Consider the following 13,145-nt stretch of genomic DNA (forward strand, 5'->3'; position numbering starts at 1 on the left):
CATCTGGGCGCATCGCACATCAGCCTCCACCCGCTGATCGAAACGCGGTGCGGAAAATAAAAAGGGCAACGAATCGAAATTCGTTGCCCTTTTTGCTTCGCCCGTAAGCGTCAGTTCAATTGCGACTGCCCTGCGAAGGCATCACGCATGTCAGACGTGCCACCGGCTTCACACGCGCCGCAGACGCAACGCGTGTGACTCGAAGCCACTTAATGCACGACGCGGTCGAACGCCAGCTTGCCGTTCTCCACCTCGACCGGAATCACATCCTTCGGGCCGAACTTGCCGGCCAGAATCAGCTTCGCGACCGGGTTCTCGATCTCCTGCTGGATCGCGCGCTTCAACGGCCGCGCACCGAACAGCGGGTCGTAGCCGACCTTGCCGATCAATTCCAGCGCCTCGTCCGACACTACCAGTTGCATATCGAGCTTCGCGAGCCGGTCATGCAGCCGCTGCAACTGGATCTTCGCGATCGACTGGATATTCGAGCGGTCGAGCGCATGGAACACGACGACATCGTCGATCCGGTTCAGGAATTCCGGGCGGAAATGCAGCTTCACTTCTTCCCACACCGCATCCTTGATCGCTTCCTGCGGTTCGCCGACCATCGACTGGATCACCTGCGAGCCGAGGTTCGACGTCATCACGATCACCGTGTTCTTGAAGTCCACGGTACGCCCTTGACCGTCCGTCATCCGACCGTCGTCGAGCACCTGCAGTAGCACGTTGAACACGTCCGGGTGAGCCTTCTCGATCTCGTCGAGCAGGATCACGCTGTACGGCTTGCGACGCACCGCTTCGGTCAGGTAACCGCCTTCCTCATAGCCGACGTAGCCCGGCGGCGCGCCGATCAACCGCGCGACGCTGTGCTTCTCCATGAACTCGCTCATGTCGATACGGATCAGATGATCTTCCGAATCGAACAGGAACGACGCCAGCGCCTTGCACAGTTCGGTCTTGCCCACGCCGGTCGGGCCGAGGAACAGGAACGAGCCGTACGGGCGATTCGGATCGGACAAGCCCGCACGCGAACGACGGATCGCATCCGCGACGGCCGAGATCGCTTCGTCTTGCCCGACCACACGGTCGTGCAGTTTTTCTTCGATCTGCAACAGCTTTTCGCGCTCGCCCTGCATCATCCGCGAAACTGGAATGCCAGTCGAACGGGACACCACTTCGGCGATTTCCTCAGCACCCACTTGCGTGCGCAACAGACGCGGCCGCGTCGGATTGTTCTGCTCCTTCGCTTCAGCCTTCGTGACTTCCTTCAGTTGTGCTTCGAGCCCCGGCAGCTTGCCGTACTGCAGCTCGGCGACCTTCTCAAGCTTGCCTTCGCGTTGCAGCCGGACGATTTCCGCGCGGGTCTTCTCGATATCCTCCTTCAGCTGCGCACTACCCTGCACCGCCGCTTTCTCAGCGGTCCAGATTTCTTCGAGGTCCGAATATTCGCGGTTCAGCCGCTCGATTTCTTCCTCGATCAACTGCAGGCGCTTCTGCGAGGCTTCGTCCTTTTCCTTCTTGACGGCTTCGCGTTCGATCTTCAGCTGGATCAGGCGGCGGTCGAGCCGGTCCATTTCTTCGGGCTTCGAATCGATTTCCATCTTGATCTTCGAGGCAGCCTCGTCGATCAGATCGATGGCCTTGTCCGGCAGGAAACGGTCCGTGATGTAGCGATGCGACAGTTCCGCCGCCGCGACGATCGCCGGGTCGGTGATGTCCACGCCGTGGTGCAGTTCGTACTTCTCCTGCAAACCGCGCAGGATAGCGATGGTCGCCTCGACCGAAGGCTCGTCGACCAGCACCTTCTGGAACCGGCGTTCGAGCGCCGCGTCCTTTTCGATGTACTTCCGATACTCGTCGAGCGTCGTGGCGCCGACGCAATGCAGCTCGCCGCGCGACAAAGCCGGCTTGAGCATATTGCCCGCATCCATCGCACCTTCGGCCTTGCCCGCGCCGACCATGGTGTGGATTTCGTCGATAAAGACGATGGTCTGCCCTTCGTCCTTCGCGATGTCGTTCAGCACGGCTTTCAGGCGCTCTTCGAACTCGCCGCGATACTTGGCGCCGGCCAGCAGTGCCGCCATATCGAGCGAGAGCACGCGCTTGCCCTTGAGCGTCTCCGGCACTTCGCCGTTGACGATGCGTTGCGCGAGCCCTTCGACGATGGCTGTCTTGCCGACGCCCGGCTCGCCGATCAGCACCGGGTTGTTCTTGGTGCGGCGTTGCAGGATCTGGATCGAGCGGCGAATTTCGTCGTCACGGCCGATCACGGGATCGAGCTTGCCCGCGCGCGCACGCTCGGTCAGATCGACGGTGTATTTCTTCAGCGCTTCGCGCTGGCTTTCGGCGTCCTGGCTATGCACTTGCGAGCCGCCGCGCACGGCGGCAATCGCCGCTTCGAGCGATTTGCGCGACAAACCGTGCTGGCGCGCGAGACGCCCAGCCTCGCCCTTGTCGTCGGCAACCGCAAGCAGGAACATTTCGCTCGCAATAAACGTGTCGTTGAGCTTCTGTGCTTCTTTATCGGCCTGGTTCAGCAGGCCGGTCAGATCGCGGCCGATCTGGACGTTGCCATCGGTGCCCTGCACTTGCGGCAGACGCGTGATAGCCTCGTTCAGGGCCGTTTGCAGCGCCTGAACATGCACTCCAGCGCGCGATAGCAGCGAACGCGCCGAGCCGTCCTGTTGGGCGACGAGTGCCGCGAGCAGGTGGACGGGCTCGATGTACTGATTGTCACGGCCGACGGCCAGACTTTGCGCATCCGCCAACGCTTCCTGGAATTTAGTGGTGAGCTTGTCGACTCTCATCAAGAGACCTCCAATTTTCGAATATCACCAAAATGAGGCGTTTTCTGCGGGTTTCAAGCGCTTTTTTGCACTCGGCGGCAACTATTTAACAATTGAGACGCACAAGCGCTCTGGTCTGCTCAATCGGCCGGACCAGCCTTGTTGTCACCAGGCGCTGCCAGCGCAATGGGGATGACAGGCCGCATGCCGAGCAACGCCGCCATCGGCCCCGCGGGCTCGGCCAGTTCACCAATCGTATGGCTATCCAGCGCAGATAGAAAGGCGTGCCGCGCCACCTCGAGCACACCCTTAAGCCGGCACTGAGACTCGATCACGCAATGCCGGTGGCTACCCTTCTCGTCTGGGAAGCAGCCGACCAGCGCAAAATCGCTCTCGGTCGCCCGCACCACTTCACCGACCGTCACCGAGCCCGAGTGCTCGAACAACCGCAAGCCGCCGTTACGGCCACGCACCGTCTCGACCCAACCGAGCTCGCCGAGCCGCTGGACGACCTTCATCAAATGGTTTTTCGAAATGCCGTACGCATCCGAGATATCCTGGATCGTCGACAATCCTTCGCTGCGCACCGCGAGATACAGCAGGACGCGTAGCGAGTAGTCCGTATAGTCGGTCAGTCTCATAAGGGCAAGGTCACGATGAGCGACGAGCGCGATCCGCTGGAAAAACCGTGTCGACGCAAGGGTTGCCGGTCCCGACGCATCGCAATAACATGCGGGAGCTGCGCATGTTATTGCGCCGGTGGCCGGTAAAACTGTGTCATTCTGAATGGTATCGTTTGCGGCTAGCGTTGTTTTTCTGATTAATGCGATGACGCGGGAGGATTTCTCGCCTTACTCATTGCATCGTCGCTTTTCGTGGTCACAGCATGAACCCAACTTTAGACGCGGCGTCCGCCGCGCCGCGACACGCGGAACCCACTGACGCCAATATCCGCGAACTCGTCTACGCGTTTTATGACAGGGTGCGCGCCGATGCGTTGCTCGGCCCGGTTTTCGAGCAGAAACTCGCAGGACGCTGGGATGAGCATTTGCCGAAGATGTGCACCTTCTGGGCAAGCCTCGTGCTCGGGGCGAAGCAGTATCGCGGCAATGTGCAGCAGGCGCACCAGCCGCTGCCCGGCATCGAGCCCCGGCATTTCAGCCACTGGCTCTATCTGTTCCTCGATACCGTGGAGACGCGCTACGAACCCGCTGCGGCGATCCGCTTCATGGAACCGGCATTGCGGATCGCGCAAAGCCTGCAGTTGAGCCGTTTCGGGTGGGACTACAAGATCCCTGCCGAGCAACAGGCGTTGCTCGAGCGGGTTGCCCCGCGCCAGCGCGTCATTCGGACTTCGTATTAACCGGGACGCGGCCCCAGCGGGCGAGTGCAGCGTCGTCGGTCACGCGGGCGTCGACCCAGCGTTCGCCCTGTTCGGTCTTTTCCTTCTTCCAGAACGGCGCTTCGGTCTTCAGATAATCCATCACGAATTCGCAAGACGCGAAGGCGTCACCACGATGCGCCGCGGTGGTTGCCACCAGCACGATCTGGTCGAGCGGGACCAGCTTGCCCACCCGGTGGATAATCAGCACCTCGATACCCGGCCAGCGCCCGCGCGCCGCCTCGACGATCGCCGCCAGCGACTTCTCCGTCATTCCCGGATAGTGTTCGAGCTCCATCGTTTCGACCGCGCTACCGTCGTTCAGATCGCGCACCGTCCCGACGAAGCAGGCCACTGCGCCGATCTTCGGATTTTGCGCACGCAAGGCGGCCACCTCGGTGCTGAGGTCGAAGTCTTCTGTCTGGACGCGAACCGTCATCGCCTTTTCCTCAGCCGCCCGTCACGGGCGGAAAGAACGCCACCTCGCAGCCCTCGGTAAGCCGGGTGCCGGGGTCGGTCATCACGTGGTTGCAGGCCATGCGCAGCGCGCGGCCCTCGGCGAGCGTGTCCGCCCAGATGCCGCCGCGCACGCGCAGCCACGCCCGCACGTCGCCCACCGTGGCAATGCTGTCGGGCACATCCACCGTCTCGTCGGCGGTACCGAGCGCTTCGCGCACGCTGGCAAAATATTTCAGATCGATCTTCATCGGGGGTCGCCGCCGTCTACTGCCGGCGTCAGTTCAACAGTTCGGAAAAGGGAATGAAGTGCACGGTCTCGCCGGCGCTGATGACGTGATTGGGCGGATTGTCGATCAGGCCGTCGCCCCATACCGTGGAAGTCAGCACGGCCGAACTCTGGTTCGGAAACAGATCGAGGCCGCCGGCGGGATTGATCCGCGCACGCAGGAATTCATTGCGCCGGTCGGCTTTGGACTGCGTGAAGTCGGCTCGCAGCGAAAGCGCTCGTGGCGTCACGACGCGCACGCCGGACAGGCGCAGGACGAACGGTCGCACGAACAGCAGGAAGGTGACGAAAGTCGACACCGGATTGCCGGGCAAGCCCATGAAGAACGTCTCGCCCTCCGCGCGCCGTACCGCGCCAAACGCGAGCGGCTTGCCGGGCTTCATGGCGATCTGCCACATGGAAAGCCGCCCTTCCGCCTCGACGGCAGGCTTCACGTGGTCTTCCTCCCCCACCGAAACCCCGCCGCTGGTCAGAATCAGGTCGTGCCCCTGGGCCGCTTCGCGCAGGGTTGCTCGGGTCGCATCGAGCTGGTCCGGCACGATGCCGTAGTCAGTCACTTCGCAGCCGAGCTTTTCGAGCAGTCCGCGCAACGTGTAGCGATTCGAGTTATAGATGGCGCCGGGTTTGAGCGGCTCGCCGGGCATCGTCAGTTCATCGCCGGTGAAGAACACCGCGACCTTGACGCGCCGCATCACCGACAGTTCCGCGCAGCCGACCGACGCGGCCAGCCCCAGGGCCTGCGGAGTCAGGCGCGTGCCGGCCGGCAGGATCACCGAACCGCTGCGGATGTCCGCCCCCTGCGCCGTGATCCACTCGCCCGCCTTCGGCAGATGGAGGATCGTCACCGTGTCGCCCGCCAATTCCGTCTGCTCCTGGATGACGATCGCATCGGCGCCCGGCGGCACGGTCGCGCCAGTGAAAATGCGCGCCGCCGTGCCGGCTGCAAGTGGCTGCGGCGCGTGGCCTGCCGGAATGCGCTGCGAGACCGGCAGACGGCGCTCGCCCTGTATCAGATCGGCGATGCGCACCGCGTAACCGTCCATCGCGCTGGTGTTCATCGGCGGCACGTCGAGGGGCGAAACCACGTCGGCGGCGAGCACGCGGTTTAGCGCATCGAAAGTCGGCAGCGTTTGCGCGCCGGCAACGGCGCTAGCGGCGCCCAGCAACGTCGCGAGGGCGTCGGAAGTGGACAGCATCGGGGCACGCGGCGCGGAGGACGTGGGAGAGGTGGGCGTGGACATCGAGGGGAAGGCCCGCAGAACCGAAAGGAATATTGTAGCGGTCTGCGGGAACCGACGGGGAGACAACAGTGCGCCATAACATGGCGCACTGTAGACCGGACGTATGGTCCCTTAGGCGCTCTTCAGGCGCCCGTATGTGCGACCACAAAGTCCTTCACGCGCTGCACATCCGCCGGCAGCACTTCAAAGCGCTGCGGCAACGACTCGAGCCCCGAAAACGCCGCCGGCCGCTCCGGTTCGCGCAGCAGCGCTTCGCGGATCGTCTCGCCGAACTTGATCGGCTGCGCCGTCTCCAGCACGATCATCGGAATGCCCGGCTGCAGATGTTCGCGCGCCACCTTCAGGCCATCGGCCGTATGGGTGTCGATCATCGTGTCGTAGCGTTCGAACACGTCGCGAATCGCATCCACGCGGTCAGCATGGCTGCTGCGGCCCGACACGAAGCCGAACTCCTGCACCCGCGCGAAATCGCCGCTCGCCGCCAGATCGAAACCGCCCTTTTCTTCGACATCGCGGAACAGCTGCAACACGCGAGCCGGATCGCGGCCCAGCAGGTCGAACACGAAGCGCTCGAAATTCGACGCCTTCGAGATGTCCATGCTCGGGCTGCTGGTGTGATACGTCTCGGCCGCCTTGCGCACGCGGTAGATGCCGGTGCGGAAGAACTCGTCGAGCACGTCGTTCTCGTTAGTCGCGACCACCAGCTTTTCGATGGGCAGGCCCATCATCCGCGCAATGTGACCCGCACAGACGTTGCCGAAATTGCCGGACGGCACCGTGAACGAGACCCGCTCGTCGTTCGACGTCGTCGCGGCAAAATAGCCCTTGAAGTAGTACACGACCTGGGCCACCACACGCGCCCAGTTGATCGAATTGACCGTGCCGATCTTGTACTTCGCCTTGAACGTGTGATCGTTAGAAACGGCCTTGACGATATCCTGGCAGTCGTCGAAATTGCCTTCCACGGCAAGATTGAAAATGTTCGGATCCTGCAGGCTGTACATCTGCGCCGTCTGGAATGCGCTCATCTTCTGGTGCGGCGACAACATGAACACGCGGATGCCCTTCTTGCCGCGCATGGCGTATTCGGCTGCGCTACCGGTGTCCCCCGAAGTGGCGCCGAGGATGTTCAGCGTCTCGCCGTTCTTCTCCAGCGCGTATTCGAACAGGTTGCCGATCAACTGCATCGCCATGTCCTTGAACGCCAGCGTCGGACCGTTCGAGAGCTCCAGCAACGACAGCGGCGCGCCGTTCTCGACGCCCAGCGTTTTCAGCGGCGTGATCTGTGCCGCGCCTTCGTCGTCGCGCACATTGCAGTACGTCGCCGCCGTGTAGGTGCGGCGCGTGAGCGTGCGTAGATCTTCGGCGGGAATATCGTCGCTGAACTTCGACAGAATCTCGAAGGCGAGATCCGCGTAAGGCAGCGTGCGCCAGCGTGCAAGTTCATCGGCCGACACCCGCGGATATTCCGCGGGCAGGTACAGGCCGCCATCCTTGGCGAGACCGCCCAGCAGGATGTCGGAAAACGTATGGCGCTCGCCGGCTCCGGCGCCGCGCGTGGAAAGGTAGTTCATATCAAGTCTCTGGCCTAGTTCAGCGCTTCCATGCGCAGCTTCGTCACCTGCGACACAACGGTCTTCAGCGCCTCGATGTTCCTGATCGCCGCGTTGACGTGTTTTTCAACCGTTTCGTGCGTGATCAGGATGATGTCGGTCTCGCCCTTGCCGTTGGCGTCGACCTGCTCCGATTCCTTCTGCAGCAGCGCGTCGATCGAGATACCCGTGTCCGCGAGGATGCGTGTGATATCGGCGAGCACGCCGGTCACGTCTGCCACCCGCAGACGCAGGTAGTAGCCGCTCGTCACTTCGTCGATCGGCAGGATCGGCGTGTTCGACAGGCTGTCCGGCTGGAACGCCAGATGCGGCACGCGATGCTCCGGGTCCGCGGTATGCAGACGCGTCACGTCCACCAGATCCGCCACGACCGCCGATGCCGTCGGCTCCGCGCCCGCGCCCTTGCCGTAGTACAACGTGGTGCCGACCGCGTCGCCATGCACGACCACCGCATTCATCGCGCCTTCCACGTTGGCCAGCAGGCGTTTCTCGGGAATCAGCGTCGGATGCACGCGCAGTTCGATGCCTTTGTCGGTGCGGCGCGCGATGCCCAGCAGCTTGATACGGTAACCGAGCTCTTCGGCGTATTTGATGTCGATCGCCGCCAGCTTGCTGATACCTTCGACGTAAGCCTTGTCGAACTGCACCGGCACACCGAACGCGATCGCGCTCATGATGGTGGCCTTGTGCGCGGCGTCGACGCCTTCGATATCGAAGGTCGGATCGGCTTCGGCGTAGCCCAGCTCCTGCGCGGCCTTCAATGCGGTCGCGAAGTCGAGCCCGCGGTCGCGCATCTCCGAAAGGATGTAATTCGTCGTGCCGTTGATGATGCCGGCGATGTACTGGATCCGGTTCGCCGTCAGCCCTTCGCGCAGCGCCTTGATAATCGGAATGCCGCCGGCCACAGCCGCTTCGAACGCCACCATCACGCCGTTGGCGTGGGCCGCTTCGAAGATCTCCGTGCCGTGCACGGCGAGCAGCGCCTTGTTGGCCGTCACCACATGCTTGCGATTGGCGATGGCGCGCAGCACCAGCTCGCGCGCGATGCCCGTGCCGCCGATCATTTCCGCGACGATGTCGATGGACGGATCGTCGACCACCGCGGCGAAGCTATCGGTGATCTCAACCGAGCCGGCTTCGGCGCCGAGCGCCGCCGTGGCCTTGGCCGGATTGCGCACGGCAATACGCGCAATCTCGATGCCGCGGCCGGCGCGTCGTTTGATTTCTTCCTGGTTGCGGCGCAGTACCGTGAAGGTGCCGCTGCCTACCGTGCCGAAGCCCAGCAGTCCAACTTTGATCGGTTCCATGCAGCGTGTGTTTTCGAGTAAGGATTAAGGGAAACGGTTGTCCGGGCCTGTTGCGCCGTCAATCGGGAACGGCGGGCGTTTTTCAGACCGCGTGACGTTTTCGGTAGCCGTCGAGGAAGCGGGCGATCCGGTTGATCGAATCCGCCAGGTCGTCGACATTCGGCAAAAACACGACACGGAAGTGGTCCGGCGTCTTCCAGTTGAAACCCGTGCCCTGCACGAGCAGCACCCGTTCGGCCAGCAGCAGCTCCAGGATGAACTGCTGGTCGTCTTCGATCGGATACATCTTCGGGTCGAGGCGCGGGAACATATACAGCGCCGCATCCGGCTTCACGCAGCTCACGCCGGGGATCGCCGTCAGCATGTCATACGCGAGTTGGCGCTGTTTGTACAGGCGGCCGCTCGGTACGATCAGGTCGTTGATGCTCTGGTAGCCGCCGAGCGCCGTCTGGATCGCATACTGGCCGGGCACGTTCGGGCACAGGCGCATCGAGGCCAGAATGCCGAGGCCCTCGAAATAGTCTTTGCCGTGACGCCGGTTTTCGCCGGTCAGCCCCGAGATAAACATCCAGCCCGCGCGGTAGCCGCACGACCGGTAACTCTTCGAGAGGCTGTTGAAGGTCACCGTCAGCACGTCTTCGGACAGCGCCGCAATGGCGGTGTGTTTCTTGCCATCGTAGACGATCTTGTCGTAGACCTCGTCGGCGAAGATCACCAGACCGTGCGTGCGCGCAATCTCGATCAGGCCGAGCAGCAGTTCGTCCGAGTACAGCGCGCCGGTGGGGTTGTTCGGGTTGATGACGACGAGCGCGCGCGTGTTCGGCGTGATCCGGGCGCGGATATCATCAAGATCCGGCATCCAGCCGTTCGATTCGTCGCAGATGTAATGCACCGGCGTGCCGCCCGCCAGGCTAACGCCCGCGGTCCACAGCGGATAGTCGGGCGCCGGCAGCAATACTTCGTCGCCGTCGTTGAGCAGCCCCTGCAGCGCCATCACGATCAGCTCCGACGCACCGTTGCCGATGTAGATATCGTCCAGTTCGACGCCGTGCACGCCCTTTTGCTGCGTGTAATGCATGATCGCCTTGCGTGCGGCGAACACACCTTTCGAGTCGGAATAGCCTGACGAGCCCGGCAGATTCAGGATCATGTCCTGGATGATTTCGTCAGGCGCATCGAAACCGAACGGCGCGAGATTGCCGATGTTCAGCTTGATGATGCGGTGGCCCTCTTCTTCGAGCCGTTTTGCATGTTCGAGGACGGGCCCGCGGATGTCGTAGCAGACGTTCAACAGCTTGTTGGATTTAAGAATCGGTTTCACGGCGGGCACTTCATCCTGGGTAATTAACAGGCCGCTCGGGCCTGTCGGGCTGGCCCGCACTATACGGGCTGTGGGCTATCGGGCATCCGAATGCGAAGCGGCGAATTCTTACGCGCTCCCGCGGACTTGTCTGATTGGCGCCTGCGGCGGGTTGCGCCGGGTGCTTAGGGAACCATCGACACCCTCGAAGGATCACTCAGCGAACCTTAAGAGAGCGTCTGATAAGCTGTTTGACCACGCTTGGCCCGGCGCGTCGACCGGGGCCCAGCAGCTGCTTCGGGCGCGGCTTATGGCGGCACGCGAAGCGGGGGGCGCCGCTGGGCGGCTAAAAAGTTATAATTTAGCGGATTTTGGCCGACTTCCGCAATGCACCAAGTGCATGCAGAAGCCCTTTCGGCCGCTTCGTGTCCATTGCGCGACGCTTTTCTGCCGCGGAACGAACGACTTCGGAAAACCAATTTGAAATTACACCAGGATTCGAGCGGCGCCCTGAACACCGTGACCGGTTACGGCGCCGGCTATGTCGAAATCAATCTCGGGCGCCATGTGGGCAGCATCCTCGTGATGCCGGAAAGCCCTGTCATTGCCTGGCCGGTGGCTTCTTTCGAGGCCCTCAGCCCGGAGCACTTCGCCATGCTGGTCGAGCCGGCGCCGGAAGTGGTGATCTTCGGCAGCGGCGATCGGCTGCGTTTTCCCCATCCGCGGCTGACCGCTGCGCTCGCGGCACACCGGATCGGCGTCGAGACGATGGACTTCAAGGCCGCCTGCCGCACCTACAACATTCTGATGGCCGAGGGCCGCAAGGTCGCGGCCGCCTTGCTGATCGAAGCCTGACCGGCGCGGCGCACCCTGGGCCATGGCCGTTTTGAGCGCCAACCGCGCGACGGCTCTCGGCGGCCGGCCCTGCGCAACCCGGCGTGCACCCCTAACAACACCGAAATGCCGCCCATGCGGCATCGTAAAAGAACAGGCTGATCATCCATGAACGATATGCCGTCCCGGCTACCGCTCAACCGCACCACCATCCTGCTGCTGGTGCTGGCACTTGCCCTTGTCTGGTTCGTGCCGCTCGGCTGGCGGCACCTGCTGCCGAGCGACGAAGGCCGCTACGCCGAAATGGCGCGCGAGATGTTCCTGACCGGCGACTGGATCACGCCGCGTTACAACGGCTACAAATACTTCGAGAAGCCGCCGCTGCAAACCTGGGCGAATGCGCTGACGTTTGCATGGTTCGGCATCGGCGAATGGCAGGCGCGGCTTTACACGGCCTTGACCGGCTTCGCTGGCGTCCTGCTGCTCGGCTTCACCGGCGCGCGAGTCTTCAATGCCGCCACCGGCGTGTTCGCGGCCATCGTGCTGGCGACCTCGCCGTACTGGAACCTGATGGGCCATTTCAACACGCTGGATATGGGCCTGTCGTTCTGGATGGAGTTGACGCTTTGCGCGCTGCTGCTCGCCCAGCGGCCTAACTTGCCCACTGGCCAGGTGCGGCTGTGGATGTGGGTCTGCTGGGCGTCGATGGCGCTCGCGGTGCTCTCCAAAGGCCTCGTCGGCCTGATCCTGCCCGGCGCGGTGCTGGTGCTGTACACGCTGGTGGCCCGCGACTGGGCGCTCTGGAAGCGCCTGCATCTGATCGGCGGCCTGATCCTTTTCTTCGCGATCGCCACGCCGTGGTTCGTGCTGGTACAGCAACGCAATCCGGAATTCCTGAATTTCTTCTTTATCGTCCAGCAGTTCAAACGCTATCTGACGCCCGAGCAGAACCGCCCCGGCGCGTTCTATTACTTCGTGCCGGTGATCCTGGTGGGCTTCCTGCCCTGGCTCTCCATCAGCGTGCAAAGCATCCGCCACGCGCTGCGCCTGCCGCGCCAGCCGAACGGCTTCTCGCCGGTCGCCATGCTGCTGGTGTGGGCAGCGTTCATCTTCCTGTTTTTCAGCGCGTCGCATTCGAAGCTGCTGTCCTACACGTTGCCGATCGCCCCGGCGCTCGCGCTGCTGATCGGCATGTACCTGCCGCTGGTGAGTCCGGCCATGCTGCGCCGTCATCTGACGGGTTACGCAGTGTTTCTGGTGATCGCCGCGGTGGGCGCGCTGTTCATGAGCCGCCTCGGCGACGACCGCAATCCCACCGAGCTGTACATTGCCTATCGCGTCTGGGTGCTGGCCGCCCTCGGCGTCGCCTTTGCGCTGACGCTCGCCGCGTTGTGGCTGAACCGCCATAGCCGCGCCGGCATTCTTGGTGCCACGGCCACGTTCGGCGCGGCCTGGCTGCTGATGGGCACCATTGCCGGCACCGGTCATGACGTGTTCGGGCGTCTGAGTTCAGGCGCCCCGCTCGCCCCCGCCATCAAGGCTGCCATCGCCAGGCTGCCGCCCGATACGCCGTTCTACTCGGTCGGCGTGCTCGATCACACCTTGCCGTTCTATGTCGACCACACGATGATCATGGTCGAACATCCCGATGAACTGGCCTTCGGCGTGTCCGTCGAACCGCAAAAGTGGGTCCCGACGTTCGACGAGTGGATCAGGCGCTGGGACGCGGACCGCTACGCCCTCGCGCTGATTCCGCCGGACCGGTACAAGAAGCTGCTGGCCGAGCATGTGCCGATGCAGGTCGTCGCCCGTGACCCGCGCCGGGTGATCGTCGAAAAGCCCTTGGCTGGCGACGCAGGCAATGCCGGCGCCGCCGCGCCAGGCGCAGCAAGCCCCGCTATAGCAAATCCGCAGCAATGACCCCATATCAGGACCTGA

General features: G+C 63.0%; 11 protein-coding genes. 3 read left to right on the top strand and 8 right to left on the bottom strand.

The window, feature by feature from the left end:
- Positions 1–209: 209 nt before the first annotated feature.
- Together clpB and P3T17_RS13820 are read right to left on the bottom strand one after the other, a co-directional pair.
- The gene (gene clpB, locus P3T17_RS13815; RefSeq protein WP_429407290.1) at positions 210–2,807 is read right to left on the bottom strand and encodes an ATP-dependent chaperone ClpB; all 2,598 of its coding nucleotides are present in this window, start codon (positions 2,805–2,807) and stop codon (positions 210–212) included.
- A 119-nt stretch (positions 2,808–2,926) separates the two neighbouring features.
- On the bottom strand, positions 2,927–3,427 hold the full coding sequence (locus P3T17_RS13820) for an Rrf2 family transcriptional regulator (protein WP_429407292.1): 501 nt from the start codon (positions 3,425–3,427) through the stop codon (positions 2,927–2,929).
- Positions 3,428–3,672: 245 nt separating this feature from the next.
- Here P3T17_RS13820 and P3T17_RS13825 point away from each other — a divergent pair, with 245 nt between their 5' ends.
- On the top strand, positions 3,673–4,149 hold the full coding sequence (locus P3T17_RS13825; protein WP_429288473.1) for a group III truncated hemoglobin: 477 nt from the start codon (positions 3,673–3,675) through the stop codon (positions 4,147–4,149).
- Here P3T17_RS13825 and moaE read toward each other — a convergent pair.
- The 6 genes from moaE to P3T17_RS13855 all read right to left on the bottom strand — a co-directional run bounded on the left by moaE (position 4,130) and on the right by P3T17_RS13855 (position 10,403).
- Positions 4,130–4,606 (bottom strand): molybdopterin synthase catalytic subunit MoaE, encoded by a 477-nt coding sequence (gene moaE, locus P3T17_RS13830; protein ID WP_429407293.1) that lies wholly within the window; start codon positions 4,604–4,606, stop codon positions 4,130–4,132. The genes P3T17_RS13825 and moaE overlap by 20 nt on opposite strands.
- 10 nt (positions 4,607–4,616) lie before the next feature.
- The gene (moaD, locus tag P3T17_RS13835; protein ID WP_074264834.1) at positions 4,617–4,874 is read right to left on the bottom strand and encodes a molybdopterin converting factor subunit 1; all 258 of its coding nucleotides are present in this window, start codon (positions 4,872–4,874) and stop codon (positions 4,617–4,619) included.
- A 28-nt stretch (positions 4,875–4,902) separates the two neighbouring features.
- Entirely contained in the window at positions 4,903–6,108 is a 1,206-nt protein-coding gene (locus P3T17_RS13840) for a molybdopterin molybdotransferase MoeA (RefSeq protein ID WP_429407295.1), read from the bottom strand.
- A 167-nt stretch (positions 6,109–6,275) separates the two neighbouring features.
- Positions 6,276–7,727 carry a threonine synthase gene (gene thrC, locus P3T17_RS13845; protein ID WP_429407297.1) on the bottom strand — a complete coding sequence of 484 codons (1,452 nt, stop codon included), beginning with the start codon at positions 7,725–7,727 and terminating at the stop codon, positions 6,276–6,278.
- 14 nt (positions 7,728–7,741) lie between these two features.
- Positions 7,742–9,073 (bottom strand): homoserine dehydrogenase, encoded by a 1,332-nt coding sequence (locus P3T17_RS13850; RefSeq protein ID WP_429407299.1) that lies wholly within the window; start codon positions 9,071–9,073, stop codon positions 7,742–7,744.
- Positions 9,074–9,155: 82 nt separating this feature from the next.
- Positions 9,156–10,403 (bottom strand): pyridoxal phosphate-dependent aminotransferase, encoded by a 1,248-nt coding sequence (locus tag P3T17_RS13855; protein WP_429407300.1) that lies wholly within the window; start codon positions 10,401–10,403, stop codon positions 9,156–9,158.
- Between the two features lie 450 nt (positions 10,404–10,853).
- On the opposite strand from P3T17_RS13855, the gene P3T17_RS13860 reads away from it, so the two are divergent.
- Positions 10,854–11,228, top strand: coding sequence for an Mth938-like domain-containing protein (locus P3T17_RS13860; protein WP_429407893.1), 375 nt, complete (start codon positions 10,854–10,856; stop codon positions 11,226–11,228).
- Positions 11,229–11,375: 147 nt separating this feature from the next.
- The gene (locus P3T17_RS13865) at positions 11,376–13,127 is read left to right on the top strand and encodes a glycosyltransferase family 39 protein (protein WP_429288475.1); all 1,752 of its coding nucleotides are present in this window, start codon (positions 11,376–11,378) and stop codon (positions 13,125–13,127) included.
- Positions 13,128–13,145: the final 18 nt, after the last annotated feature.

The sequence above is a fragment of the Paraburkholderia sp. GAS82 genome (assembly GCF_050436285.1).
Classification (GTDB): Bacteria; Pseudomonadota; Gammaproteobacteria; order Burkholderiales; family Burkholderiaceae; genus Paraburkholderia; species Paraburkholderia phenazinium_B.

Coding starts and splice junctions, on each gene's coding strand:
- moaE (WP_429407293.1), bottom strand. CDS start 4,606: ATGACGGTTCGCGTCCAGACAGAAGACTTCGACCTCAGCACCGAGGTG.
- moaD (WP_074264834.1), bottom strand. CDS start 4,874: ATGAAGATCGATCTGAAATATTTTGCCAGCGTGCGCGAAGCGCTCGGT.
- P3T17_RS13825 (WP_429288473.1), top strand. CDS start 3,673: ATGAACCCAACTTTAGACGCGGCGTCCGCCGCGCCGCGACACGCGGAA.
- P3T17_RS13865 (WP_429288475.1), top strand. CDS start 11,376: ATGAACGATATGCCGTCCCGGCTACCGCTCAACCGCACCACCATCCTG.
- P3T17_RS13850 (WP_429407299.1), bottom strand. CDS start 9,073: ATGGAACCGATCAAAGTTGGACTGCTGGGCTTCGGCACGGTAGGCAGC.
- clpB (WP_429407290.1), bottom strand. CDS start 2,807: ATGAGAGTCGACAAGCTCACCACTAAATTCCAGGAAGCGTTGGCGGAT.
- P3T17_RS13840 (WP_429407295.1), bottom strand. CDS start 6,108: ATGCTGTCCACTTCCGACGCCCTCGCGACGTTGCTGGGCGCCGCTAGC.
- thrC (WP_429407297.1), bottom strand. CDS start 7,727: ATGAACTACCTTTCCACGCGCGGCGCCGGAGCCGGCGAGCGCCATACG.
- P3T17_RS13820 (WP_429407292.1), bottom strand. CDS start 3,427: ATGAGACTGACCGACTATACGGACTACTCGCTACGCGTCCTGCTGTAT.